Annotated in this window: 24 protein-coding genes; 4 read left to right on the top strand and 20 right to left on the bottom strand. The window is 55.6% G+C overall.

What is annotated here, in order from left to right; all coding sequences use genetic code 11:
* The first annotated feature begins 49 nt into the window (after positions 1 to 49).
* The 3 genes from F3J39_RS14285 to F3J39_RS14275 all read left to right on the top strand — a co-directional run bounded on the left by F3J39_RS14285 (position 50) and on the right by F3J39_RS14275 (position 2,692).
* Complete coding sequence (locus F3J39_RS14285; protein ID WP_348769946.1) at positions 50 to 949, top strand: HipA domain-containing protein; 900 nt, start codon at positions 50 to 52, stop codon at positions 947 to 949.
* A 209-nt stretch (positions 950 to 1,158) separates the two neighbouring features.
* On the top strand, positions 1,159 to 1,749 hold the full coding sequence (locus F3J39_RS14280; protein WP_039381472.1) for a malonic semialdehyde reductase: 591 nt from the start codon (positions 1,159 to 1,161) through the stop codon (positions 1,747 to 1,749).
* 181 nt (positions 1,750 to 1,930) lie between these two features.
* Complete coding sequence (locus F3J39_RS14275; protein WP_166714342.1) at positions 1,931 to 2,692, top strand: 4'-phosphopantetheinyl transferase superfamily protein; 762 nt, start codon at positions 1,931 to 1,933, stop codon at positions 2,690 to 2,692.
* Between the two features lie 30 nt (positions 2,693 to 2,722).
* On the opposite strand, the gene F3J39_RS14270 is transcribed toward F3J39_RS14275, so the two are convergent.
* Positions 2,723 to 4,036: an NCS2 family permease gene (locus F3J39_RS14270; protein WP_166714341.1), complete on the bottom strand. Its 1,314-nt coding sequence runs from the start codon at positions 4,034 to 4,036 to the stop codon at positions 2,723 to 2,725.
* 149 nt (positions 4,037 to 4,185) lie between these two features.
* On the opposite strand from F3J39_RS14270, the gene yieH reads away from it, so the two are divergent.
* Complete coding sequence (gene yieH / locus F3J39_RS14265; protein ID WP_094111672.1) at positions 4,186 to 4,863, top strand: 6-phosphogluconate phosphatase; 678 nt, start codon at positions 4,186 to 4,188, stop codon at positions 4,861 to 4,863.
* A 269-nt stretch (positions 4,864 to 5,132) separates the two neighbouring features.
* On the opposite strand, the gene F3J39_RS14260 is transcribed toward yieH, so the two are convergent.
* The 19 genes from F3J39_RS14260 to mnmG all read right to left on the bottom strand — a co-directional run bounded on the left by F3J39_RS14260 (position 5,133) and on the right by mnmG (position 25,006).
* Entirely contained in the window at positions 5,133 to 6,371 is a 1,239-nt protein-coding gene (locus F3J39_RS14260; protein ID WP_166714340.1) for an MFS transporter, read from the bottom strand.
* A gap of 105 nt (positions 6,372 to 6,476) precedes the next feature.
* Positions 6,477 to 7,211: a phosphate signaling complex protein PhoU gene (gene phoU, locus F3J39_RS14255; RefSeq protein ID WP_071668257.1), complete on the bottom strand. Its 735-nt coding sequence runs from the start codon at positions 7,209 to 7,211 to the stop codon at positions 6,477 to 6,479.
* A 14-nt stretch (positions 7,212 to 7,225) separates the two neighbouring features.
* On the bottom strand, positions 7,226 to 7,999 hold the full coding sequence (gene pstB, locus F3J39_RS14250; protein ID WP_039381453.1) for a phosphate ABC transporter ATP-binding protein PstB: 774 nt from the start codon (positions 7,997 to 7,999) through the stop codon (positions 7,226 to 7,228).
* 44 nt (positions 8,000 to 8,043) lie between these two features.
* A complete protein-coding gene (gene pstA, locus F3J39_RS14245; protein ID WP_039381450.1) occupies positions 8,044 to 8,931 on the bottom strand; it encodes a phosphate ABC transporter permease PstA in 888 nt (295 codons plus the stop codon).
* On the bottom strand, positions 8,928 to 9,890 hold the full coding sequence (gene pstC / locus F3J39_RS14240; RefSeq protein ID WP_039381448.1) for a phosphate ABC transporter permease PstC: 963 nt from the start codon (positions 9,888 to 9,890) through the stop codon (positions 8,928 to 8,930). The genes pstA and pstC overlap by 4 nt, the downstream gene beginning before the upstream one ends.
* Positions 9,891 to 9,975: 85 nt before the next feature.
* On the bottom strand, positions 9,976 to 11,019 hold the full coding sequence (gene pstS / locus F3J39_RS14235; protein ID WP_039381445.1) for a phosphate ABC transporter substrate-binding protein PstS: 1,044 nt from the start codon (positions 11,017 to 11,019) through the stop codon (positions 9,976 to 9,978).
* Positions 11,020 to 11,191: 172 nt separating this feature from the next.
* Positions 11,192 to 13,021 (bottom strand): glutamine--fructose-6-phosphate transaminase (isomerizing), encoded by a 1,830-nt coding sequence (gene glmS / locus F3J39_RS14230; RefSeq protein WP_039381443.1) that lies wholly within the window; start codon positions 13,019 to 13,021, stop codon positions 11,192 to 11,194.
* Between the two features lie 144 nt (positions 13,022 to 13,165).
* Positions 13,166 to 14,536 (bottom strand): bifunctional UDP-N-acetylglucosamine diphosphorylase/glucosamine-1-phosphate N-acetyltransferase GlmU, encoded by a 1,371-nt coding sequence (gene glmU / locus F3J39_RS14225; RefSeq protein WP_104085892.1) that lies wholly within the window; start codon positions 14,534 to 14,536, stop codon positions 13,166 to 13,168.
* Between the two features lie 199 nt (positions 14,537 to 14,735).
* Complete coding sequence (locus tag F3J39_RS14220) at positions 14,736 to 15,155, bottom strand: F0F1 ATP synthase subunit epsilon (RefSeq protein ID WP_039381436.1); 420 nt, start codon at positions 15,153 to 15,155, stop codon at positions 14,736 to 14,738.
* Between the two features lie 24 nt (positions 15,156 to 15,179).
* Positions 15,180 to 16,577, bottom strand: coding sequence for a F0F1 ATP synthase subunit beta (gene atpD / locus F3J39_RS14215; protein WP_065647895.1), 1,398 nt, complete (start codon positions 16,575 to 16,577; stop codon positions 15,180 to 15,182).
* Positions 16,578 to 16,640: 63 nt separating this feature from the next.
* Positions 16,641 to 17,507, bottom strand: coding sequence for a F0F1 ATP synthase subunit gamma (gene atpG, locus F3J39_RS14210; protein WP_039381430.1), 867 nt, complete (start codon positions 17,505 to 17,507; stop codon positions 16,641 to 16,643).
* Positions 17,508 to 17,559: 52 nt separating this feature from the next.
* Positions 17,560 to 19,101 carry a F0F1 ATP synthase subunit alpha gene (gene atpA / locus F3J39_RS14205; RefSeq protein WP_039381427.1) on the bottom strand — a complete coding sequence of 514 codons (1,542 nt, stop codon included), beginning with the start codon at positions 19,099 to 19,101 and terminating at the stop codon, positions 17,560 to 17,562.
* Positions 19,102 to 19,115: 14 nt separating this feature from the next.
* Positions 19,116 to 19,649, bottom strand: a complete 534-nt coding sequence (gene atpH / locus F3J39_RS14200) for a F0F1 ATP synthase subunit delta (RefSeq protein ID WP_039381423.1) — start codon at positions 19,647 to 19,649, stop codon at positions 19,116 to 19,118.
* 14 nt (positions 19,650 to 19,663) lie between these two features.
* Complete coding sequence (atpF, locus tag F3J39_RS14195; RefSeq protein ID WP_039381418.1) at positions 19,664 to 20,134, bottom strand: F0F1 ATP synthase subunit B; 471 nt, start codon at positions 20,132 to 20,134, stop codon at positions 19,664 to 19,666.
* Positions 20,135 to 20,242: 108 nt separating this feature from the next.
* Positions 20,243 to 20,482: a F0F1 ATP synthase subunit C gene (gene atpE / locus F3J39_RS14190; protein WP_003849523.1), complete on the bottom strand. Its 240-nt coding sequence runs from the start codon at positions 20,480 to 20,482 to the stop codon at positions 20,243 to 20,245.
* 48 nt (positions 20,483 to 20,530) lie between these two features.
* Positions 20,531 to 21,349: a F0F1 ATP synthase subunit A gene (gene atpB, locus F3J39_RS14185; protein ID WP_039381416.1), complete on the bottom strand. Its 819-nt coding sequence runs from the start codon at positions 21,347 to 21,349 to the stop codon at positions 20,531 to 20,533.
* An 8-nt stretch (positions 21,350 to 21,357) separates the two neighbouring features.
* A complete protein-coding gene (gene atpI, locus F3J39_RS14180) occupies positions 21,358 to 21,738 on the bottom strand; it encodes a F0F1 ATP synthase subunit I (RefSeq protein ID WP_039381414.1) in 381 nt (126 codons plus the stop codon).
* A 712-nt stretch (positions 21,739 to 22,450) separates the two neighbouring features.
* Positions 22,451 to 23,068 (bottom strand): 16S rRNA (guanine(527)-N(7))-methyltransferase RsmG, encoded by a 618-nt coding sequence (gene rsmG, locus F3J39_RS14175; RefSeq protein WP_071668258.1) that lies wholly within the window; start codon positions 23,066 to 23,068, stop codon positions 22,451 to 22,453.
* Positions 23,069 to 23,116: 48 nt separating this feature from the next.
* Positions 23,117 to 25,006 (bottom strand): tRNA uridine-5-carboxymethylaminomethyl(34) synthesis enzyme MnmG, encoded by a 1,890-nt coding sequence (gene mnmG, locus F3J39_RS14170; RefSeq protein WP_166714339.1) that lies wholly within the window; start codon positions 25,004 to 25,006, stop codon positions 23,117 to 23,119.
* Between the last annotated feature and the right edge of the window lie 40 nt (positions 25,007 to 25,046).

Genomic DNA, 25,046 nt, shown 5'->3' with positions numbered 1-25,046 from the left:
TACTGTTGGCGCGCTACAACTGCTACCTAAAGATGCCGCGCCCCTGGGCATGATTGAAGAAATTGACGACTTTCGCATATCGCTGGCAGGCGCACAGGAGAAAACTGCCTTGCTGTTCAGCAATGATTGCTGGTGCCAGCCCAGAGGAACCTCGCCTACAACCCATATTCTCAAATTGCCTATCGGCAAGATAGAGAGCCACTCATACAGTCTCGACTTGTCAGACAGCGTCGAAAACGAATTTCTCTGCACGCAACTGGCAAAAGAGTTCGGTTTACCGGTCCCTGATTGCTTTATATTGCATATCAATGATATCAAAGCATTGGCTGTGAAACGGTTTGACCGCCGGTATGCCTCGGATGGTAGCTGGATAATGCGGCTGCCCCAGGAAGATTTTTGTCAGGTGTTAAATGTTCCTTCAGCACGGAAATATGAAAATCAGGGCGGCCCTGGCATAGGCGATATAATGCAAACTCTGCTGGGTTCAGCCAACGCAGAGCAGGATCGTTATCACTTTATGAAGGCGCAAGTATTATTCTGGCTGCTGGCAGCCACCGATGGCCATGCAAAAAACTTCTCGGTCTTTATTGAACCGGAAGGGCGTTTTCGCCTGACTCCTTTTTACGACATCTTGTCTGTCTATCCAGTGTTTGGCGGCCGGGGCATCAATCGAAGAGACGCCAGGCTCGCTATGGGCCTGACAAGCAGCAAGGGAAAAAAATACGCCATTGAGCAGATATTCCCGCGCCATTTTTTCCAAACGGCGAAAGCTGTGGGGTTTGAGCGTTCTGTTATGGAAGAGATCCTGACAGAACTGGCTAACTCTGTTGATGTTGTTATTGAGCGTGTGACCCGGCAATTGCCGGCTGGCTTTCCCGATGCCAACAGCAGCGCCATTCTGGAAGGCCTGAAAGCCCGTTCAGCCAGACTGATAGCGGGCTGGGAATAAATTTCCGATAAGCCGGGATGCCTGTAGCTCAGCTGAACCCCTGATGCGCGGGAAATAAGCGCGTACTGCTCTTTGCCAGTCGATCATACATCTTTGTTATTTGGCTCCCTTTCTCCTTTACAGTATAACGATAGAGGCTGCGTTAAGCGCAGCCTCTATTATTCATGCTAAAAATCGGGCCTGCATCGCAGCCTGAACAGGAGAAAAACATGAGTACACCGCTCGACAGCGCGGCGCTTGATGCGCTGTTTACTGACGCCCGCACCCACAGCCACTGGCAGGATAAGCCGGTTTCACAGGCGCTGCTGCAGGAGCTTTATACCCTGACGGCTCTGGGCCCGACCTCCGCTAACTGTTCACCAGGCCGCTTTGTATTTGTGACCTCAGCGGAAGGCAAAGCCAGGCTGAAACCTGCCCTCTCCTCAGGCAACGTGGATAAAACCATGTCGGCGCCGGTAACGGTGATTGTCGCGTGGGATCCGGAGTTTTTTGAGCAGCTGCCAAAACTGTTTCCGTTTGGTGACGCGCGCAACTGGTTTACCAGCAGCCCGGAGCTGACAAAAGAGACCGCGTTTCGTAACAGCAGCCTGCAGGCAGGCTACCTTATCCTCGCCGCACGTTCGCTCGGTCTGGATGCCGGTCCGATGTCCGGCTTTGATCCCGCCAAAGTAAATGCCGCTTTCTTCAGCGAAAGCAAATGGCAGGTGAACATGCTGATCAATCTTGGCTACGGCGAGGCAGATAAACTGCATCCGCGCCTGACGCGACTCGGTTTTGATGAAGCCACCACCTTTGCCTGAAAGCTGGCAGCCCGTTTGCGCTCTGCCGGTCAGTCCGGCAGAGTCTCTTTCCCGCCTCGTCCCGCGCTGATTTTCAGTCTTATCTGAATTTATCGCTCTGCCGGGAAAGCCGGATGCAAACATCTAAGAAAATTCTTACAATGCCGCTGATGATTATTCGCCCATTTTCACGGAGCGACAGATGGCTGGTCATTTTGTGCGCTGGACAGGCACCACACCCCTGCCGGTAACGGTTTCACGCATCACTCCGGATGTGCTGGATAGCGCTGCCCGTTTGCCCGACCGGCGGCGCGCGCGTTTTCTTGCTGCCCGCGAGCTGCTGGCGCAGCTGATGCTGCGTATCCACGGAATCGATCGGCTGCCACCGCTGAGCGTCAGCAGCAGCGGACGCCCCTGCTTTGCCGATCCGAACCTGCCTGATTTCAGCATCTCCTATACAGGCAATATTACCGGCGTACTGCTGGCGGAAGAAGGCGGGCGTGCCGGACTGGATATGGAGATTGTCCGCGCGCACAGCCGGCAGACGCAGGAAGCGCTGATGCAGGAACTCTCTTCCGGTGAAAAGGCGTGGATCAATGCACAGCAGGATTTTATGGAAGCGGCCACGCAAATCTGGACGCTACGTCAGAGCGTGCTTAAGCTGACCGGTGAAGCAGATCGGGGCCTCTCTTCGCTGCGTCTGCATCCGGCATCAGGCCGGTTGCGCTCCACGCTATTTCCCGATATTCAGGCGGTCTGTGATGCCGAGCCGACGCTGGTCTGGTCATGCGCCCTTTCACCCGGAACCGGGCATCTGCGACTGTGGGAGATTGACGCGCAGCAGCAGTGGATTGCGCTGCGGGATATTGAAATGAATAAGCCGAACATGGATTCACATACGCTGCGCCTGACCAGTCTGCCCGGCGAACGCCTGGCCGGGCAGCAGGAGATGCGGCAGCACTGAATCGGGTGGCCGCACAGGCCACCTGAAGCGTCAGTGCGCGTCAATAAACGCGATTTTCAGTGCAAACAGCAGCGCAACTATCACCACGCAGGGGCTAATTTCACGCCAGCGTCCGGTGCCCAGCTTCATCACGCAGTAGGCGATAAAGCCCAGCGCGATCCCTTCCGTAATCGAGAAACTAAACGGCATCATCGCCGCGGTGACAAAGGCCGGTACCGCTTCGGTGAGATCGTCCCAGCGTACGCGCGACAGCGATGCCGTCATCAGTACACCGACATAGATCAGCGCGCCCGCCGCCGCATAGCCCGGCACCATCGCCGCCAGCGGCGACAGAAATATTGCCAGCAGGAACAGCAGCCCGGTGATGACCGCCATCAGCCCGGTACGGCCGCCAATGGCAACGCCGGACGAACTCTCAATATAGGCTGTCACCGATGACGTACCCGCCAGCGCACCCGTGACGGAGCTGATGCTGTCCACATACAGCGCCTGCTTCATACGGGGAAAGGTGCCCTTTTCATCGGTCAGACCCGCTTTATCCGTTACGCCAATCAGCGTACCGGAGGAGTCAAACAGATTGACCAGCATAAAGGAGAAGATCACGCCTGCCATACCGATATTGAATGCGCCTTTGATATCCACCGCACCCGCCACCGCAGAGATTGACGGCGGCGGCGCAAAGAAACCGGTGAACCTGACATCTCCCAGCGCAAGCCCGATGCTGGTCGTGATCACAATCGAGACCAGCACCGCCGCGTGAATATTACGCGATGCCAGAATAGCGATAATGAAGAAGCCCAGCGCGCCCAGCAGCACACTGTGCGACGTCAAATCGCCGACGGCCACCAGCGTCTCCGCGTTTGGCACAATAATGCCGGCATTTTTCAGCCCCATCATCGCGATGAACAGGCCGATACCGGCGGTGATCCCGGTGCGCAGGCAGAGCGGAATATTGGCTATCATCCAGTAGCGCACGCGCAGCAGCGTCAGGATCAGCAGCCCCAGCGCACCCCAGAAAATGGCGCCCATCCCTATCTGCCAGGAGTAGCCCATTGCACCCACCACCACAAATGCGAAAAAGGCGTTCAGGCCCATCGCGGGTGCCAGCGCAACCGGCAGGTTCGCTATCAGCCCCATCAGGATGCTGCCAAAGGCGGCAATCAGACAGGTAGTGACAAACACCGCCTGGGTATCCATACCGGCAGCGCCGAGGATCTGCGGGTTAACAAAGATGATATAAACCATCGTCAGAAAAGTGGTGAACCCGGCAATCACTTCGGTGCGTACCGTAGTCCCGTGTTCCTGCAGTTTAAACGTGCGCTGCAGCAGGCCCTGAGTCTTCATTTCGCTGTTCCGCTGAAAAATTTATCGCCGCGTATCCTATAGGCTTTATTGCGGTAAAACACGGAATTTTCGCAACCGGTTGCCTGCTGCTGCCTGTGGCAATCCAGGCTAGAGTAAAAGCTGAAGAGTTATCAGAAGGATAGTGGGCGATGACAGTGGAGTGTGTGTTCTTTGATTGTGACGGCACGCTGGTCGACAGCGAAATGCTCTGCACGCAGGGCTATGTGAATACGTTTGCGCGCTACGGCATCACGCTGTCGCTGCAGCAGATGTTTGAGCGGTACAAAGGCGTGAAGCTTTACGACATTATTCGCGACATCAGCGAAGAGTATCATCAGGCGCTGCCGGTAGCAGAGGTGGAGCACGCCTATCGTATTGAAGTCGCGCGCCTGTTTGAGCAGGAGCTGCAGCCGATCGGCGGTGCACCGGAGCTGGTGGCGCGGATCCGTGTTCCGGTATGCGTGGTTTCTAACGGACCGGTAAAGAAAATGCAGCATTCGCTGGGTCTTACCGGCATGCTGCCGTGGTTTACCGAGCGCCTGTACAGCGGCTATGACATTCAGGCATGGAAACCCGATCCGCAGCTGATGTTCCACGCCGCAGAGCAGATGCAAGTGCCGATTGAACGCTGCATTCTGGTGGATGATTCCGAAGCGGGCGTTCGCGCCGGCATTGCTGCAGGTATTCCGGTGTTTTACTACTGCGCCGATGCGCATAATCCCGCAATTGATCATCCGCTGGTGACGCGGTTTGATGATATGGCGCAGCTGCCTGCGCTGTGGCAGGCGCGCGGCTGGGCGCTGTTATCAACCAGCGAGGTTCTGTAGGGGGCGCCCCTGATATGCGGCGGCATTGCCTGATATCAGGGCGGCATTAATGCCGCCCCTACGGCGCCCCTGCAATGTTTTGTAGGGGGCGCATTAATGCCGCTCCTACGGCGCCCCTGCAATGTTTTGTAGGGGGCGCATTTATGCGCCCCTGGCATGAGACGCCGTACATCGCCTGATACCAGGGCGGCATGAATGCCGCCCCTACGGCGCCCTTGCAATGTTTTGTAGGGGGCGCATTTATGCGCCCCTGGCATGCGCGCAGGCTATCAGCCTATCGCGCCCAGCGAATCCTCATTGCTTTGCTTCTTAGGCAGCAGAAACAGCGTGGCGAAAATATCCAGCAGATAAATCAGCGCCAGCAGCGTAATAGCGGCGGTGAAGGAAATTTGCGTAGCCAGCGCGCCAATCACCAGCGGACCAAAACCGCCGACGCCGCGCCCGAGGTTAAATAGCACATTTTGCGCGGTAGCACGCGCCTGCTGCGGGAACGTATCGGAGATCAGCGCGCCATAGCCGCCAATCATGCCGTTAACAAACATGCCCATGATGGCGCCGGTAAACAGCATTACCGTCGGATCGCGCAGCTGCGCATAGACCACCACCATCACCACGGCACCGAACTGGTACAACAGAAAAATTTTCCAGCGTGCGAAGCGATCGGCCAGCACGCCAAACAGCCAGATACCCAGGGTCATGCCCACCACCGTCACCGCGGTCCACAGCCCCGATTTTGTCAGGCTGAAACCAAAACTGGAGGAGAGATAGCTCGGCATCCAGATCATCAGACCGTAATAGCCAAAGTTCTGTACCGAACAGAGGATAAAAATACCCAGGCTCGCTTTAAGGGTGGCGCGGTCAGCAAACAACAGCCTTATGCGGGCGGTAAATGAGAGTGCCGGTACGCTTTTTACCTGCCGTGTGAAACTCTCCGGCTCACCCATACTGCGCCGCAGCACGAATGAGAGCAGTGCCGGCAGCATACCCACCAGAAACATGCCGCGCCAGCCAATCACGCTGAGCAGCGGCGGCGTAATAAAGGCGGCCAGCAGCACACCGAGCTGCCAGCCGATGCCGACCCAGGCCGATGCCCGGTTGCGCTTCTCCTGCGGCCAGGCTTCGGCGATCAGCGCCATACCGATACCAAACTCGCCGCCCAGCCCCACCCCGGCCAGAGTCCGGTACGCCAGCAGATCCCAGTAGCCCTGCGCCACCGCGCACAGGCCGGTAAACAGTGAAAACATCAGTATCGTTACGGTCAGGATACGGATCCGGCCAAAGCGATCGCTGAGGTGGCCAAACAGAATACCGCCGATCACTGCGCCAATCAGCGTCCAGGTCACTAGCGATCCCGCCTGTGACGGGTCAAGCATCAGTGACACGCTGATGGCCGGCAGCATAAAACCGAGGATCAGCAGATCAAATCCATCCATCGCGTAGCCGCTGATTGCGGCCAGCATCGCTTTAGCCGGCGTAACGGCTGGTTTAGCAGATCGGGAAAGGGACATAAAAGAGCACCTGGCGAAAAAAAGTGCGCCAAGTATAAAGAGCGGGCGGCGGAGTGACCAATCAGAAATGGTAATGGCTGCCGCACAGGCAGCCGGAGGAGAGGGTCAGGTAGGGCGATTGCTGCCGTCGTCGCCGGAAAGCAGTTCATCCAGCCGGTCGCCGCCAACGTGACGAAAATCCTGCCCTTTAACAAAATAGAAGATAATTTCGCAGATGTTCTGACAGCGATCGCCGATACGCTCGATCGCGCGCGCGCAGAACAGGGCGGTCAGCACGCTGGGGATCGTGCGCGGATCTTCCATCATATAGGTCATCAGCTGGCGCACGATGCCTTCATACTCTTTATCCACTTTTTTATCTTCACGGTAGATGGTGATGGCAGCGCTGAGATCCATGCGCGCAAACGCATCCAGTACGTCATGCAGCATCTGCACCGTATGATGGCCCAGCGACTCCAGGCTGACCAAGAGCGGCAGATGCTGCTGGCCAAACTTCTCCAGCGCGGTGCGGCTGATTTTTTCCGCCACGTCACCAATACGCTCCAGCTCAGAGATCGCTTTGATGATGGCCATTACCAGCCGCAGGTCGCTGGCGGTAGGCTGACGCTTGGCGATAATACGCACGCACGCCTCATCAATCTCTACCTCCATCATATTGACCTTCTGGTCGCCTTCAATCACCCGGCGTGCCAGTTCCGCATCCTGATTATGCATGGCGGTAATCGCGTCGGTGAGCTGCTGCTCCACCATGCCGCCCATGATCATCACCTGCGTACGAATATGCTCCAGCTCGGCATTAAACTGACCGGAGATATGTTTATTAAGATTTAAATTATCCATGAGTCTCTCCTGAATCAGCCGTAACGACCGGTGATGTAATCTTCAGTCTGCTTCTGCGCGGGTTTGGTAAACAGCGTGTCGGTGTCGCTGAACTCAATCAGCTCGCCAAGATACATAAACGCCGTATGATCGGAGCAGCGGGCAGCCTGCTGCATATTGTGCGTCACAATCACCACGGTGTAATCCTGCTTGAGCTCGGTGATCAGCTCCTCAATGCGGCCGGTGGAGATCGGGTCCAGCGCCGAGCAGGGCTCATCCAGCAGCAGCACTTCCGGCCGGATAGCGATACCGCGCGCGATGCAGAGACGCTGCTGCTGCCCGCCGGAAAGACTGTAACCGCTCTGATGAAGCTTGTCTTTGGTTTCGTTCCACAGCGCGGCTTTGGTCAGCGCCCACTGCACGCGCTCATCCATATCCGCGCGCGACAGCTTCTCAAACAGGCGCACGCCGAAGGCGATGTTGTCGTAAATTGACATCGGAAACGGCGTTGGCTTCTGAAATACCATGCCGACGCGCGCGCGCAGCAGGGCGATATCCTGGTGCGACGCGAGAATATTGTCGCCATCCAGCAGGATCTCACCTTCTGCGCGCTGCTCCGGGTAGAGCGAATACATTTTATTAAACGTACGCAGCAGCGTGGATTTACCGCAGCCCGACGGGCCGATAAACGCGGTGACCTGATTGCGGGCAATATCCAGGTTGATATCTTTCAGCGCGTGGAACTTACCATAATGAAAGTTCAGATTACGCACCTGGATTTTACCGGCAGAAGGGGTTGCCATACTCATTGCTCATCTCTCTTATACAGCGCCGCCAGAGCCGCGCCGGAAAATTAGTGTTTGCCTTTGGCGAAGATCATGCGGGCAACAATGTTCAGCAGCAGCACGCACAGCGTAATGATCAGCACGCCTGCCCACGCCAGGCTTTGCCATTCGGCAAACGGGCTCATGGCGAACTTGAAGATAGTGACCGGCAGGTTGGCCACCGGCTGCATCATGTCAGTGCTCCAGAACTGGTTGGAGAGCGCGGTAAACAGCAGCGGAGCGGTTTCACCTGCGATACGGGCAATCGCCAGCAGTACGCCGGTAATGATGCCGGAAACAGACGCTTTCAGGGTGATGGCTGAGATCATCTTCCACTTCGGTGTGCCCAGCGCGTATGCCGCTTCGCGCATGCTGTCCGGCACCAGCCGCAGCATATTCTCGGTGGTACGGATCACAATCGGGATCTGCAGCAGCGCCAGCGCCGCAACGCCTGCCCAGCCGGAGAAGTGCTGCATCTGTGATACCACAATGGTGTAGACAAACAGTCCGACCACGATAGAGGGCGCGGAGAGCAGAATGTCGTTGATAAAGCGGATCACCTCTGCCAGCCAGTTCTTACGGCCATACTCCGCCAGCCAGATCCCGGCCATAATGCCCAGCGGCGTACCGAAAAAGGTGGACCAGAAAATCAGCAGGCCGCTGCCCGCCAGCGCATTTGCCAGCCCGCCGCCGGCGGTGTTGGGCGGCGGCGTTGATTCGGTAAACAGCGACCAGCTCAGCCCGTCGATGCCTTTAGTCACCGTGGTGAACAGGATCCAGATCAGCCAGAAGAGGCCAAACGCCATGGTCAGCAGCGACAGCGTCAGGGCGATTTTATTTTTTGTACTGCGCCACGCCTGCATTTTGCGGCGCGAGGCTTCCAGCTCAGTACGGCTCTGCATTTCAATTGCGGTCATGAACGGGCCCCTTCACTTTTTGCCAGCCGCAGGATCATCAGCTTCGAGATCGCCAGGACGATAAAGGTGATCACAAACAGGATCAGACCCAGCTCCATCAGCGCAGCGACATGCACGCCCGATTCCGCTTCAGCGAACTCGTTAGCCAGCGCGGAGGTGATACTGTTGCCGGGCATAAACAGCGAAGCGCTGTCGAGCTGGTAGGTGTTACCGATAATAAAGGTCACCGCCATGGTCTCTCCCAGCGCCCGCCCCAGTCCCAGCATCACGCCACCGATGACGCCGTTTTTGGTAAACGGCAGCACGATACGCCAGATCACTTCCCAGGTTGTGCAGCCGATGCCATACGCGGACTCTTTCATCATCACCGGCGTCTGTTCAAAGACGTCGCGCATTACCGAGGCGATATAAGGAATGATCATAATCGCCAGGATGACGCCTGCGGCCAGGATACCGATACCAAACGCCGGGCCGGAGAACAGCGTGCCGACGATGGGAATGTTAGCGAGGACGTTGCCAACCGGCGTCTGAAAATATTCGGCAAACAGCGGTGCGAAGATAAACAGGCCCCACATGCCATAAACAATGCTCGGGATGGCCGCCAGCAGTTCAATGGCGGTGCCCAGCGGACGACGCAGCCAGCCGGGTGCCAACTCGGTCAGAAACAGTGCGATCCCGAAGCTTACCGGTACTGCGATGATTAATGCGATCAGTGAGGTCACCAGCGTGCCGTAAATCGGCACCAGTGCGCCAAACTCTTCGTTTGGTGCATCCCAGGTTTTGGTCCAGAGAAAGGCGAAGCCAAACTTCTGAATGCTGGGCCAGGAGGAGACGATCAGGGAGACAATAATGCCACCCAGCAGCAGCAGGACAATCAGCGCAGAGAGTTTAACCAGCGCGCCAAAAATCATGTCGCCTTGCTTACCCGGTGCTTTGAATGCCGGCTTGGTAGCAGCCATAAAATTCTCGGTTCTCAGAGGATATGCAGGGCGACCAGGCGGCCGCCCCCGGGATACTCAGCCAGTAGCCGAGCCTGACAATGGCTTACTGCCAGAGCGCTTTGCCGCTGCTGTCTTTGATATTCGCTTTCCATGCCGCACGGATCTGCGTCACTACGCTCTCCGGCAGCGCTGCGTAATCCAGCGCCGTGGCGGTTTTGCTGCCGCCTTTATAGGCCCAGTCAAAGAACTTCAGCACTTCTGCGCCCTTCTCCGCATTAGCCTGATCTTTGTAAATCAGGATAAAGGTGGTGGAGGCGATCGGCCACGCGTCGTCACCTTTCTGGAACGTCAGGTCCTGAGCAAACGAGCTGCTCCAGTCAGCGCCTTTGGCGGCGTTGGCAAAGCTGCTTTCACTCGGGGCCACCGGCTTGCCATCCGCATCCAGCAGTTTGGTGTAGGTCAGGTTGTTCTGTTTCGCGTAGGCGTATTCGACATAGCCAATTGAACCCGGCAGACGCTGCACGAAAGCGGCCACGCCATCGTTGCCTTTACCGCCAAGACCGGTTGGCCAGTTAACGGTGTTGCCTTTGCCTATTTTGCTTGCCCAGTCCGTGTTCACTTTGGTCAGATAGCTGGTAAACACAAAGGAGGTACCGGAGCCGTCGGCGCGGCGCACGACGTTGATATTGGTGTCAGGCAGTTTCAGGTTCGGGTTCAGCTTAGCGATCGCCGGATCGTTCCATTTTTTGATGGTGCCGAGGTAGATGTCACCTACGGTTTTGCCATCGAGCGTCAGCTCGCCCGACTTCACACCCGGAATGTTAACGGCCAGCACCACGCCACCGATAACGGTCGGGAACTGGAACAGGCCATTTTTCTGCAGATCTTCCTCTTTCATCGGCGCATCAGAAGCACCGAAATCCACGGTTTTTGCGATGATCTGCTTTACGCCACCCGAAGAGCCGATCCCCTGATAGTTGATTTTGCTACCGGTGGCCTGCTGATACTCTGCTGCCCACTTGGCATAAACCGGGGCCGGGAAGGTCCCGCCAGCGCCGGTCAGATCGGTGGCGGCAAACGCAGAAACTGCGCTGACGGCGAAAGTGGCGGCGAGGATTCGGGCTACGGTGCTACGCATCAGTGTCATGTTCCCTCCGGGGGAGTATAAATCAGGCTTAACGCCGTTTTAGTTGGAGTCAGTGATTGCTGCTGGAGGGAAAATAGGACAGTTTGATGACAGCGAAATGTACGAAATGTGACAGTTTTATGACGAGGATAAAAACCGGGCGGGCCCGTTGCAGGCCCGCCCGGCTTAGCGATTACTCAACGGTAACCGATTTTGCCAGGTTACGCGGCTGGTCCACGTCGGTGCCTTTGATCAGCGCCACATGATAAGAGAGCATCTGCAGCGGCACGGTGTAGAAGATAGGGGCAATCACTTCCTCAACATGCGGCAGTGAAATGATTTTCATCCCTTCACTGTCGCTGAAACCCGCATCGCCATCGGCGAAGACATAGAGCAGGCCGCCGCGCGCGCGCACCTCTTCAATGTTGGATTTCAGCTTTTCCAGCAGCTCATTGTTAGGTGCGACCACGATCACCGGCATATCGGCATCAATCAGCGCCAGCGGGCCGTGCTTCAGCTCACCGGCCGCGTAGGCTTCGGCATGAATATAGGAGATCTCTTTGAGCTTAAGCGCGCCTTCCATGGCGATCGGGTATTGATCGCCGCGGCCAAGAAACAGCGCATGATGCTTGTCAGAGAAATCTTCTGCCAGGCTCTCGATGATCTTATCCTGCGCCAGCATCTGCTCAATACGGCTTGGCAGCGCCTGCAACGCGTGCACAATCTCATGCTCCGTTTCCGGCTTCATGCCGTGCAGACGACCCAGTTTTGCCACCAGCATCAGCAGTACCGTCAGCTGCGTGGTAAAGGCTTTGGTGGAAGCCACGCCAATTTCCGTGCCCGCTTTGGTCATCAGCGCCAGATCGGATTCGCGCACCAGCGAAGAGCCGGCGACGTTACAGATAGCCAGTGAGCCAAGATAACCCAGCTCTTTGGAGAGGCGCAGCGCCGCCAGCGTATCGGCGGTTTCACCCGACTGCGACAGGGTGATCAGCAGGCTGTTTTTGCGAACTGCGGATTTGCGGTAGCGGAATTCAGAGGCGATCTCAACGTCACACGGGATATTCGCCAGTGATTCAAACCAGTAGCGCGATACCATACCGGAGTTGTAGGAGGTGCCGCAGGCGATGATCTGGATATGCTCTACTTTGCTCAGCAGCGACTCTGCATGCTCACCCAGTTCGCGCAGATCGACAATCCCGTCGTGGAAGCGGCCCGCCAGCGTATTTTTGATAGCGTTGGGCTGCTCGTAGATCTCTTTCTGCATATAGTGGCGATAGATACCTTTATCGCCCGCGTCATACTGCGCGTTTGATTCGATCTCCGCGCGCTGGACCTGATGGCCTTCGCGATCGATGATAGTGACTTCACGGCGGGTAACCTCGGCAATATCCCCCTCTTCCAGGTAAATAAAGCGGCGGGTAACCGGCAGCAGCGCCAGCTGATCGGATGCGATAAAGTTCTCGCCCACGCCACGGCCAATCACCAGCGGGCTGCCGGAGCGCGCGGCCACCAGCACCGACGGATCGCGGCTGTCCATGATGACCATGCCGTAAGCACCGCGCAGCTGAGGGATAACGCGCAGAATAACCTCACGCAGCGTGCCGCCCTGCTTCTGCTCCCAGTGCACCAGATGCGCCACCACTTCGGTGTCCGTCTCGGAGGCAAAATGGTAGCCGCGTTCGATCATTTGCGCGCGCAGCGGCTCATGGTTTTCGATAATGCCGTTATGCACCACGATGATCTGCTCTGAGACGTGCGGATGCGCATTTGCCTCAGAAGGTTCACCGTGCGTGGCCCAGCGGGTGTGGGCAATACCGGTACCGCCAATCAGCGGCTGCTGATCTGCGGCCTCCGCCAGATTAGCCACTTTGCCAACGCGACGCAGACGCGTCACGTGCCCCTGACGATCGACCACCGCCAGACCGGCTGAGTCATAACCGCGATACTCCAGACGACGCAGACCTTCCAGCAGGATCTCTGCAATGTCACGCTGCGCTACTGCTCCAACAATTCCACACATATTCGTTTCCTGACTTCATGGCTTTCGGCCATTGCGTTGTCATCTGACCTGATTTCCGGCTGCGCCGGTTCCCCGAGCCTTGTAGAGAGTGGGGATATCGTTATGGCACTGCTAAACGGGCCGATCTTTGCCGGCCCTTAAAATTTATTTTTTCTTCACCGGGCGCTGCCAGCCCGCTTTCTGCTGCTGTTCTTTGCGGTTGTAGACCAGATCGGCGGCGGTAATATCTTTCATCACCGTAGTACCGGCAGCGATGGTGGCGCCTGCGGCAACGGTGACCGGTGCCACCAGCTGCGTATCCGATCCCACAAAGACGTTATCGCCAATGATGGTTTTAAACTTGTTAGCGCCATCATAGTTGCAGGTAATAGTGCCGGCGCCGATGTTAACGCCCGCCCCTATTTCCGCATCACCCAGGTAGGAAAGATGGCCCGCTTTGGAGCCTTTGCCGAGCGTGGCCTTTTTCATTTCCACAAAGTTGCCGACGTGCGCCTGTTCAGCCAGTTCGCTGCCAGGACGCAGCCGGGCAAACGGCCCGACCGTGCAGGCGGCGGCCAGCGTCGCATCTTCGATGACAGAATAAGGGCTGATCTCACAGTCATCGCCCAGAACGCTGTTTTTGATCACGCAGCCGGCGCCAATTTTTACCCGGTTGCCCAGCGTGACATCACCTTCAATGATGACGCCGATATCAATTTCCACGTCGCGCCCGTGCGCCAGCGTACCACGCAGGTCAAAACGCGCCGGATCGCGCAGCATCACGCCCGCCAGCAGCAGTTTTTCCGCCTGCTCCTGCTGAAAAGTGCGCTCCAGCGTAGCCAGTTGCAGACGATTATTTACACCTTCCGTTTCACTGATACGTGCCGGATGAACGGTATTAATTACGCGGCCTTCCTGATGCGCCATCGCGATAATATCGGTGATATAGAACTCACCCTGTGCGTTATTGTTGTCGAGCTGTGCCAGCCAGCGCCGGAGATCGCCGCCGCTGGCGATCAGGATACCGGTATTGATCTCCTGAATAGCCAGCTGCTCAGCAGATGCATCCTTCTGTTCAACAATGCCGGTCACGATCGTGTTTTCACGCACAATCCGGCCATAGCCGGTGGGGTTATCCAGCACCACGGTCAGCAGCCCGATGCCGCCTTCAGGTTTCGCCGCGCGCAGCTGCTGCAGCGTTGCCTGCGAGATAAGCGGGACGTCGCCATACAGCATCAGAATATCTTCGTCATCCGCAAAGAAGGGCGCTGCCTGCTGCATGGCGTGCCCGGTGCCGAGCTGTTCCGCCTGCAGTACCCAGTTCAGGGCGTTGTGCGCCAGCTTCTGCTGCAGCAGTTCCCCCCCGTGACCATAGACCAGGTGAACCTGCCGGGCACCAAGCCCGGTAGCGGCATCAATAACATGCTGCACCATGGGTTTACCTGCCAGCGTGTGCAGAACTTTAGGCAGATCGGAATACATACGGGTGCCTTTGCCAGCGGCCAGGATCACCACACTCATCGCGCTTACAGACATAATTTTCCAGACTCAATTTAACTTTCGAAAGTGTAAGGTTTACCCCTGAGATTACTACATTTTTCTCATGGCGAAATTAGACAACCGGAGGAAAGCGGAAAGGGGAGTCAGGGAGGGTGCATGACAACGGGTTTGCCGGGCGCCGGGCAAAAAAAATGCCAGCCCCGGAGGGCTGGCATTTCATGACGCATAAGCCTGATTACATCGCTTTTTTGGTCAGCTCGATAACACGCAGTTTCGCGATAGCTTTCGCCAGCTCTGCAGAGGCCTGAGCATAGTCCACGTCGCCGTGGCTGCTGTTCATGTGCTCTTCTGCTTTACGTTTCGCTTCCAGCGCGCGCGCTTCGTCAAGGTCTTCACCACGAATCGCGGTGTCGGCCAGAACGGTCGTGCTGCCCGGCTGTACTTCCAGCACGCCGCCGGAGAGGTAGATATACTCCTCGTCGCCGTGCTGCTTCACGATGCGAATCATGCCAGGCTTGATGGCGGTCAGCAGCGGGGCGTGGCCCGGGTGGATACCCAGCTCGCCTTCGCTACCTGACACCTGGATACGCTGTACCAGACCGGAGAACATCTGCTGCTCCGCGCTGACCACGTCCAGATGATAAGTCATAGCCATACCATTCCTCCCGGGAAACCGTTATTACAGTTTCTTCGCTTTTTCTACGGCTTCTTCGATAGCGCCGACCATGTAGAACGCCTGCTCTGGCAGGTGGTCGAATTCGCCTTCCATGATGCCTTTGAAACCACGAATGGTATCTTTCAGCGTCACGTATTTGCCCGGAGAACCGGTGAAGACTTCAGCAACGAAGAATGGCTGAGACAGGAAGCGCTGGATCTTACGCGCACGTGCCACCAGCAGTTTATCTTCTTCAGACAGCTCGTCCATACCGAGAATGGCGATGATGTCTTTCAGCTCCTGGTAACGCTGCAGCAGTGACTGTACGCCACGTGCGACGTCATAATGCTCCTGACCCACGATCAGTGGATCCAGCTGACGGCTGGTAGAGTCCAGCGGGTCAACGGCCGGGTAGATACCCAGAGAGGCGATCTGACGGCTCAGCGTAACCGTTGAGTCTAAGTGAGCAAAGGTGGTTGCCGGAGACGGGTCAGTCAGGTCATCCGCAGGAACGTAAACGGCCTGTACGGAGGTGATTGAACCAGTCTTGGTGGAGGTAATACGCTCCTGCAGCACACCCATCTCTTCAGCCAGCGTTGGCTGATAACCTACCGCAGATGGCATACGACCCAGCAGTGCAGATACTTCAGTACCTGCCAGGGTATAACGGTAGATGTTGTCGATGAACAGCAGAACGTCACGACCTTCATCACGGAATTTTTCCGCCATGGTCAGACCGGTCAGTGCTACGCGCAGACGGTTACCCGGCGGCTCGTTCATCTGGCCATACACCAGCGCTACTTTATCGATAACGTTGGAGTCAGTCATTTCGTGGTAGAAGTCGTTACCCTCACGAGTACGCTCACCCACACCAGCAAAGACCGAATAACCTGAGTGCTCAGCCGCGATGTTACGGATCAGCTCCATCATGTTTACGGTTTTACCTACGCCCGCACCACCGAACAGACCGACTTTACCGCCCTTAGCGAACGGACACATCAGGTCGATAACCTTGATGCCGGTTTCCAGCAGTTCCTGCGAGTTTGACTGATCTTCATAGGAAGGCGCGGCGCGGTGAATAGAGGAGACCTCTACTGCGCTGCCATCTTCTTCTGTCAGGTCGCCTTTCATGTCGATAGGCTCGCCCAGCACGTTCATGATACGGCCAAGGGTCGCTTTACCAACCGGAACCTGAATAGGTTTTTTCAGATCGATTACTTCCAGACCGCGCTTCAGGCCGTCAGAAGAACCCATGGCGATAGTACGTACTACGCCACCACCCAGCTGCTGCTGAACTTCCAGCACCAGACGAGTATCACCATTCTTAACCTCGAGAGCGCTGTATACCTGTGGTACCGCGTCCTGAGGGAATTCGACGTCAACTACGGCGCCGATAATCTGGACAATCTTTCCAGCTGCCATCTTGAATCCTCTACCTAATACGAGAATATCCGGCCGCGCTCGGGCGACAGGATATATGCCTGGTTAAACCGCGGAGGCTCCCGAGACGATCTCGGTAAGTTCCTGGGTGATGCTGGCCTGACGAGCTTTGTTGTAGACCAACTGCAGCTCTTTGATCAGGTTTCCGCCGTTATCGGTTGCGGCTTTCATCGCTACCATACGCGCGGCCTGCTCACTGGCCAGGTTTTCCACCACACCCTGATAAACCTGCGATTCGACATAACGACGCAGCAGCGTATCAAGCAGCGCCTTCGGATCGGGTTCGTACAGGTAATCCCAGGTCTTCGCCTTCATCTCTTCTTCACCTTCCGCTGGCGGTAACGGCAGCAGTTGGGTAATGGTCGGAGTCTGAGACATGGTGTTGTTAAACTTGTTGCTGACGATATACAGCTTGTCGATACGGCCTTCATCGTAGGCCTGCAGCATAACTTTTACCGGGCCGATCAGATCGGACAGCGCAGGCTTATCGCCCATGCCGGTAACCTGAGCCACGACGTTACCACCGACAGAGCCGAAGAATGAAACGCCTTTAGAACCGACAATCGCCAGATCGCTCTGAACGCCTTTGTCTGCCCAGCCTTTCATTTCAGCCAGCAATTTTTTGAACAGGTTAATGTTCAAACCACCACAAAGCCCGCGGTCAGTCGAAACGACCAGGTAGCCGACGCGCTTAACGTCGCGCTCATCCAGGTAAGGGTGCTTGTATTCCAGATTACCCAGTGCAAGGTGACCAATCACTTTGCGCATGGTATCTGCATACGGACGGCTGGCCGCCATGCGTTCCTGCGTTTTACGCATTTTGGAGGCGGCGACCATTTCCATCGCTTTGGTGATCTTCTGCGTATTTTTTACGCTTCCGATCTTGGTACGTATTTCTTTTGCGCCGGCCATTAGCTTCTCCTCAAAGCCTTGCGGCCTGTCTTTTCAGACAAGCCGCCAGACATTACCAGGACTGGGTTGCTTTAAACGTTTCGAGCAGGCCTTTCAGCTTCGCTTCGATATCGTTGTTGTAGTTACCCGCCTGGTTGATTTCAGCCATCAGCTCAGCGTGTTCGCGATCGGCGTACGCCAGCAGAGCGGCTTCGAAGCTGCCGATTTTCGCCAGTTCAACGTCGTTCAGGAAGCCGCGCTCAGCAGCAAACAGCACCAGACCCTGCTGCGCAACGGACATTGGCGCATACTGTTTCTGTTTCAGCAGCTCGGTCACTTTCTGACCATGGCTCAGCTGTTTACGCGTTGCATCATCCAGATCGGAAGCGAACTGAGAGAACGCTGCCAGTTCACGATACTGTGCCAGCGCGGTACGAATACCACCGGACAGTTTCTTGATGATCTTGGTCTGTGCAGCACCACCAACACGGGATACGGAGATACCCGGGTTAACGGCTGGACGGATACCGGAGTTGAACAGGTTCGACTCCAGGAAGATCTGACCATCAGTGATCGAGATAACGTTGGTCGGAACGAACGCAGAAACGTCACCAGCCTGGGTTTCAATGATTGGCAGCGCGGTCAGAGAACCGGTCTGGCCTTTCACAGCACCGTTGGTGAAACGCTCAACGTAGTCAGCGCTTACGCGTGATGCACGCTCCAGCAGACGAGAGTGGAGATAGAACACGTCGCCCGGGAATGCTTCACGGCCTGGTGGGCGGCGCAGCAGCAGGGAGATCTGACGGTAAGCGATAGCCTGCTTAGAGAGGTCATCGTAAACGATCAGCGCATCTTCACCGCGGTCGCGGAAGTATTCGCCCATGGCACAACCAGCGTACGGAGACAGGTACTGCAGCGCAGCAGACTCCGATGCAGAAGCCACAACCACGATGGTATTAGCCAGCGCGCCGTGCTCTTCCAGCTTGCGAACCACGTTAGAGATGGTTGACGCTTTCTGACCAATCGCAACGTAGACACACTTGATGCCTGAATCACGCTGGTTGATGATGGCGTCGATAGCCATTGCAGTCTTACCGGTCTGACGGTCACCGATGATCAGCTCACGCTGGCCACGGCCGATTGGAATCATCGCATCGACAGATTTGTAACCAGTCTGAACAGGCTGGTCAACAGACTGACGATCGATAACGCCTGGTGCAATCATTTCAACCGGCGAGAAGCCGTCGTTGTCGATTGCGCCTTTACCATCGATAGGTGCACCCAGGGTGTTCACCACGCGACCCAGCAGGCCACGGCCAACCGGTACTTCCAGAATACGACCGGTGCACTTAACCTTCATGCCTTCGGCAAGGTCAGCGTACGGGCCCATAACGACCGCACCAACCGAGTCGCGCTCGAGGTTCAGTGCGATAGCGTAACGGTTGCCCGGCAGGGCAATCATTTCACCCTGCATAACATCGGCCAGGCCATGTACGCGGATGATACCGTCACTTACAGAAACAATAGTACCTTCGTTGTGAGCTTCACTCACGACATTGAACTGAGCAATGCGCTGCTTGATCAGTTCGCTGATTTCGGTGGAATTCAGTTGCATATGCTCCAGTCCCCTTAAGACTGCAAGACGTCTGCCAGACGGTCAAGACGGCCGCGCACGCTGCCATCAATCACCAGGTCACCCGCACGGATAACCACACCTGCCAATACAGACTTATCAATTTTGCAATTCAGCTTAACTTTGCGTGACAGACGTTTTTCCATCGCGGTGCTGATTTTGGTCAGCTGGCTGTCACTCAGCGCACTGGCGGAGATTACATCAACTTCGGCTGTCGCTTCATAAGCGTCACGCAGTTGAATAAATTGCTCCAGTACGTCTGGAAGCGCTGTCAAACGTCCGTTCTCCGCCATTACCTTGATCAGGTTCTGAGCGTGTTCATCAAGTTGATCACCACAGACTGCATTGAAAGAGGCAGATAACGCTTCAGGTGCTAAGGCACCAGAGAGTACTTCTGCCATCTGTTCGTTGCGAGCCACTTCTGCGGCAAACGCCAGCATGGTCTGCCAGCGTTCGATACTTTGATGCTCAACAGCAAAGTCAAAAGCTGCTTTGGCGTAGGGGCGAGCTACAGTAATCAGATCAGACATCAGCCCCTCCCTCCTTACAGTTCAGCGACCAGTTTATCAACGATGTCGCTGTTAGCAGCTTCATCCACGGAACGTTCGATGATTTTCTCGGCGCCAGCTAATGCCAGCAACGCGACCTGTTTACGCAGCTCTTCACGTGCACGTGAGCGCTCGGCTTCAATTTCTGCCTGCGCCTGAGTGACGATGCGGTTACGTTCAGTTTCAGCTTCAGTTTTGGCTTCGTCCAGAATCTGGGCACGGCGTTTGTTCGCCTGCTCGATAATGACCTGAGCTTCTTCCTTCGCTTTTTTCAGCTGGTCGGTCGCATTGGCCTGCGCGAGATCCAAATCTTTCTTCGCGCGTTCAGCAGAAGCAAGGCCTTCAGCAATTTCTTTCTGGCGCTTTTCGATGGCAGCCATGATCGGTGGCCATACGTACTTCATGCAGAACGCGACAAACAGGATGAACGCGATGGCCTGGCCGAGGATTGTTGCGTTAATGTTCACAGCACAATGCCTCTTATTAAGTTAACGTGCTCTGCCGCTATCATCGATAAACGGCAGAATCTGTTCCTCATCACACCAGGTGCCATGAGTGAACAATGGCTACAGGCTTTAGGCGACAGCAAACATCACGTAGAGACCCAGACCAACAGCGATCATCGGGATTGCATCCACCAGACCCATTACAACAAAGAACTGCGTACGCAGCAGAGGGATCAGATCCGGCTGACGCGCTGCGCCTTCCAGGAATTTACCTCCGAGGATGCCGATACCGATCGCAGCACCGATTGCCGCCAGACCCATCATCACAGCGGCAGCCATGTACAGCAGATCCATATTCAGGTTTTCCATGACAGTCTCCAGTTTGTTTCAGTTATGCTTAAGTTGTTGAGAAAAAAATCAATGTTCTTCAGATGCCATCGACAGATAGACAATCGTGAGGACCATGAAAATGAAAGCCTGCAGCGAAATAATCAGGATGTGGAAAATGGCCCATGGCACATTCAGCACCCACTGCGACCACCACGGCAGCAGACCGGCAATCAGGATAAAGATCAGCTCACCCGCATACATGTTGCCGAACAGTCGCAGACCGAGTGAAACCGGTTTTGACAGCAGGCTGACACCTTCAAGAATCAGGTTGATGGGGATGAAGATCGGGTGATTAAAAGGCTGCAGAGTCAGCTCTTTAGCAAAGCCGCCTACCCCTTTCATTTTGATGCTGTAGAACAGAATCAAAATAAATACGCCCAGCGCCATAGATAGCGTGATGTTCACGTCTGCTGACGGCACGACGCGCAGCGCCGGCAGGCCCAGATAGTGCTCACCAATAAACGGCAGCAAATCAATAGGCAGCAGATCCATGAAGTTCATCAGGAAGACCCAGACAAAAATTGTCAGAGCCAGCGGGGCGATAACTTTACTTTTACCGTGGTACATGTCGCGAACGTTGCTATCAACAAAGCCGACAACCAGCTCGATAGCCGCCTGCATTTTCCCTGGCACGCCGCTGGTGACGCTTTTCGCCACGCTGCGGAACAGCACAAGGAATAATACTCCCAGTGCAACAGAGAAAAACATGGAGTCCAGGTTTAACGTCCAGAATGTTGCTGGCGCGTCGTGTGCATTCACCAGCTCGAAAGTACGCAGGTCCATCTGAAGATGCGTCAGATGATGTCCTATGTATTCCTGCGGCGTTGAGATTTCTCCTGCGGCCATGATGCCTCTTACCCTTTGTTGTTAATTACAGCCGGTGCGACGATTTGCACCACCAGCACCGATAACCAGGTGATTGCGAGTGGCCAGAAGACCGCTCCGAACCCACCCAACGCCACAGCGAGAAAAATAACGGTGGCGAACACCTTAAGAACTTCACCCAGGGCGAAACTCCAGGCGACACGCCCTTTAGCCGGTGTTTGATCCTGCAGACGCCAGGCTAAAAACGTGAACAGTATGTTTGGCAGCCAGGCTGCCACACCACCCGCGATAGCAGAGGCGCCCCAGGTGACATCTTTCAGGGCAAACAGCGCACCGATTACGACAAACGTCACCAGCTGGACAACCAGAACGGCTCGGGCTAATTTCACACTGTAAAGAGACACTGACATGACGCTTAACTCTCCTGCCCCGAACGGGGTATGTCGCGTGTCGTATAAGACTGCCTTTGCCGTTTTGAGTCAAGCAGCAAAAGCCGTGCAAATTATACGGGCCGCACCTGCGATTTCAATCGCTAAGTAGCGAAAAGGTGAACAATTATTTAAATTTCTTTCTGAAGGGCTATTTTTCCAAAGATTCATAACCCGGAAAGCCATCAGCGACGTTGCCGTTTTCTGGCTAAAGCGCGATATAAAGCGTGCTGCAGATCACATAATAAACAACCAGACGCTGAAAAATTTACCAGAATGCATAATCCGCACTAATAATCAGGGCATATTAACCATTTAAAATCATGGTGTTATAAATTTAAATCTGCTTCAGCTCACTCTTTTCCGATAAAAACATCCGGTTGACACTGCGGAAAGAATTAAAATCGAAATAATAATATTACGCCCGCCGATTTATTGCCGCGTCATATTTCCCTGCGTGATAATCGAAAGCAGAAAACAGCGATTATCATGTGACATTAGTGGCAATAAAATGTGAACTAATCGTTAAATGTAACAACGCTTTTCGGATAATTACGGCGAAGGATGTTAACGCCTTTCCCCTCCCCTGCCGAATAAAAGCGTTTGTCACCGCGCGTTCAACCGCTGTTTTTTTATTCAGCCCTGACGATGGTTCCGCTGCCAGAAGCTGAATAAAACCCTGCTTTTTGCAGGCTTATTGCTGCGAAATCACCACAAGATGACGCTCGCCTTCCAGTTCAGGAACGCGCAAGGCTTCAATTTTTTCTACGCTAAAGCCTGCTGGCAACGAAGCGATCTCCTCATCCGGACGCACGCCTTTCAGCGCATAAAAGCGTCCATGCGTTCCGGGCAATGCGCGGCACCAGGTCAGCATATCCTCCAGTGAGGCAAATGCCCGGCTGATGACACCATCAAACGGTGGATCTGCCGGGAACTCTTCAACCCGGCTCTGGACCGGAGTAATGTTAGTGAGTCCTAACTCATGCTGTACCTGACGCAGAAAACGAACCCGCTTACCCAGGCTGTCCAGCAGCGTAAAATGCGCCTGCGGACGGACAATGGCCAGAGGAATGCCCGGCAGTCCTGGTCCGGTCCCTACATCAATAAAGCGCTCCCCCTGCAGATGCGGCTCTACCACCACGCTGTCGAGGATATGGCGTACCAGCATTTGATGCGGATCGCGCACTGAGGTCAGGTTATACGCTTTGTTCCACTTATGCAGCAGCTCCACATAGCCAACCAGCTGCTGTTTTTGTTGATCGGAGAGCGAAATATTTGCTGCGTCAAGCAGCCGGGAGAGTTTGTTAATCACAGCGAGGTTTCCGTTAACAGGGGCAGTCGAAGCTGCCCCGGTGGTCAGTCAGGCGCTTTTACGCAGCAGACCCTGTTTTTTGAGATAGATCAGCAGAATTGAGATCGCAGCTGGCGTGATGCCGGAAATACGCGATGCCTGGCCAATAGAGGTCGGCTTATGGTCGTTGAGCTTGGCGATCACTTCGTTTGACAGGCCATTAACCTGACGGTAATCGAGATCGACAGGCAGCAGCGTGTTCTCATTGCGCAGCTGGCGATCTATCTCCTCCTGCTGACGCGCAATATAACCCTCATATTTAACCTGAATTTCAACCTGCTCGGCTGCCTGTTCATCAGGCAGTGCCGGACCATAGTCCGCCAGCGTCATCAGTCGGGCATAGGTCATCTCCGGACGACGCAGCAGATCCTCTGCGCTGGCTTCTTTTGTCAGCGGTGCGCTGATGATGCTGTTTACGTCAGCCACATTCTCTGACTTCGGATGCACCCACAGGCTGCGCAGACGCTGGCGCTCCTGCTCAATCGCCTCCAGCTTCTGGTTATAGCGCGTCCAGCGCGCATCATCGACCAGTCCCAGCTCACGGCCCGTTTCAGTCAGACGCAGATCGGCATTATCTTCGCGCAGCATCAGACGATACTCAGCGCGGGAGGTAAACATGCGGTATGGCTCTTTGGTACCCAGCGTGCAGAGGTCGTCGACCAGCACGCCGAGATAAGCCTGATCGCGGCGCGGTGCCCAGCCCTCTTTGTCCGCAGACTGCCGTGCAGCGTTAAGGCCAGCCAGCAGTCCCTGGGCTGCCGCTTCTTCATAACCGGTGGTGCCGTTGATCTGGCCGGCAAAGAAGAGACCGTGGATAAACTTGCTCTCCAGCGTGGGTTTCAGATCGCGCGGATCGAAGAAATCGTACTCGATAGCATAGCCAGGGCGCACAATGGTGGCGTTCTCCAGCCCTTTCATTGAACGGACAATCTGCATCTGTACATCAAAAGGCAGACTGGTTGAAATTCCGTTCGGGTAAATTTCATTGCTGGTCAGCCCTTCCGGCTCCAGGAAGATCTGGTGGGCGTTGCGATCGGCAAAGCGCATCACTTTATCTTCGATAGATGGGCAGTAACGCGGACCAATCCCCTCAATGACGCCCGCATACATCGGGCTGCGATCGAGATTATTACGGATCACATCATGCGTCTGTTCGTTGGTATAGGTGATCCAGCAGGGAACCTGCTGCGGATGCTGTGCCACGCTGCCCATAAACGAGAACACCGGCATCGGCGTATCACCGTGCTGTGGCGTCAGTACAGAGAAATCGATCGAACGCGCGTCAATGCGCGGTGGCGTACCGGTCTTGAGACGGTTGACGCGCAGCGGCAGCGCCCGCAGCCGTTTTGCCAGCGGAACAGAGGGCGGATCGCCGGCGCGTCCACCGCTGTAATTATCAAGACCGATATGAATTTTGCCATCGAGGAAGGTGCCAACGGTCAGCACCACGGTTTTAGCCCGGAATTTTAGTCCCATCTGCGTGACGGCACCTACCACCCGATCGTTTTCGACGATCAGATCGTCAACCGCCTGCTGGAAGATCATCAGGTTGGGCTGGTTCTCCAGCGCGGTGCGTACCGCCTGGCGGTACAGTACACGGTCTGCCTGAGCACGCGTAGCGCGCACCGCCGGACCTTTGCTGGCGTTTAGTATCCTAAACTGGATACCTGCCTGATCGATTGCCGTGGCCATCAGGCCGCCGAGGGCGTCCACTTCCTTTACCAGGTGTCCTTTCCCGATACCACCGATTGCCGGATTGCAGGACATCTGTCCCAGCGTGTCGATGTTATGCGTGAGTAACAGCGTCTGCTGACCCATTCGGGCGGCCGCCATAGCGGCTTCGGTACCCGCATGACCACCACCGATTACGATGACGTCAAAAGGATCTGGATAAAACATGAAGTGGGTCCTCGTTAAAGTTCAGACAGGGATCGTTGCC

Source organism: Pantoea sp. Acro-807 (assembly GCF_011752675.1).
Classification (GTDB): Bacteria; Pseudomonadota; Gammaproteobacteria; order Enterobacterales; family Enterobacteriaceae; genus Pantoea; species Pantoea eucrina.
Note: the sequence above shows the minus strand (reverse complement) of the source record. Positions and strands in the feature narration are given on the sequence as shown.

Coding starts and splice junctions, on each gene's coding strand:
- F3J39_RS14285 (WP_348769946.1), top strand. CDS start 50: ATGATTGAAGAAATTGACGACTTTCGCATATCGCTGGCAGGCGCACAG.
- F3J39_RS14280 (WP_039381472.1), top strand. CDS start 1,159: ATGAGTACACCGCTCGACAGCGCGGCGCTTGATGCGCTGTTTACTGAC.
- F3J39_RS14275 (WP_166714342.1), top strand. CDS start 1,931: ATGGCTGGTCATTTTGTGCGCTGGACAGGCACCACACCCCTGCCGGTA.
- F3J39_RS14270 (WP_166714341.1), bottom strand. CDS start 4,036: ATGAAGACTCAGGGCCTGCTGCAGCGCACGTTTAAACTGCAGGAACAC.
- yieH (WP_094111672.1), top strand. CDS start 4,186: ATGACAGTGGAGTGTGTGTTCTTTGATTGTGACGGCACGCTGGTCGAC.
- F3J39_RS14260 (WP_166714340.1), bottom strand. CDS start 6,371: ATGTCCCTTTCCCGATCTGCTAAACCAGCCGTTACGCCGGCTAAAGCG.
- phoU (WP_071668257.1), bottom strand. CDS start 7,211: ATGGATAATTTAAATCTTAATAAACATATCTCCGGTCAGTTTAATGCC.
- pstB (WP_039381453.1), bottom strand. CDS start 7,999: ATGAGTATGGCAACCCCTTCTGCCGGTAAAATCCAGGTGCGTAATCTG.
- pstA (WP_039381450.1), bottom strand. CDS start 8,931: ATGACCGCAATTGAAATGCAGAGCCGTACTGAGCTGGAAGCCTCGCGC.
- pstC (WP_039381448.1), bottom strand. CDS start 9,890: ATGGCTGCTACCAAGCCGGCATTCAAAGCACCGGGTAAGCAAGGCGAC.
- pstS (WP_039381445.1), bottom strand. CDS start 11,019: ATGACACTGATGCGTAGCACCGTAGCCCGAATCCTCGCCGCCACTTTC.
- glmS (WP_039381443.1), bottom strand. CDS start 13,021: ATGTGTGGAATTGTTGGAGCAGTAGCGCAGCGTGACATTGCAGAGATC.
- glmU (WP_104085892.1), bottom strand. CDS start 14,536: ATGTCTGTAAGCGCGATGAGTGTGGTGATCCTGGCCGCTGGCAAAGGC.
- F3J39_RS14220 (WP_039381436.1), bottom strand. CDS start 15,155: ATGGCTATGACTTATCATCTGGACGTGGTCAGCGCGGAGCAGCAGATG.
- atpD (WP_065647895.1), bottom strand. CDS start 16,577: ATGGCAGCTGGAAAGATTGTCCAGATTATCGGCGCCGTAGTTGACGTC.
- atpG (WP_039381430.1), bottom strand. CDS start 17,507: ATGGCCGGCGCAAAAGAAATACGTACCAAGATCGGAAGCGTAAAAAAT.
- atpA (WP_039381427.1), bottom strand. CDS start 19,101: ATGCAACTGAATTCCACCGAAATCAGCGAACTGATCAAGCAGCGCATT.
- atpH (WP_039381423.1), bottom strand. CDS start 19,649: ATGTCTGATCTGATTACTGTAGCTCGCCCCTACGCCAAAGCAGCTTTT.
- atpE (WP_003849523.1), bottom strand. CDS start 20,482: ATGGAAAACCTGAATATGGATCTGCTGTACATGGCTGCCGCTGTGATG.
- atpB (WP_039381416.1), bottom strand. CDS start 21,349: ATGGCCGCAGGAGAAATCTCAACGCCGCAGGAATACATAGGACATCAT.
- atpI (WP_039381414.1), bottom strand. CDS start 21,738: ATGTCAGTGTCTCTTTACAGTGTGAAATTAGCCCGAGCCGTTCTGGTT.
- mnmG (WP_166714339.1), bottom strand. CDS start 25,006: ATGTTTTATCCAGATCCTTTTGACGTCATCGTAATCGGTGGTGGTCAT.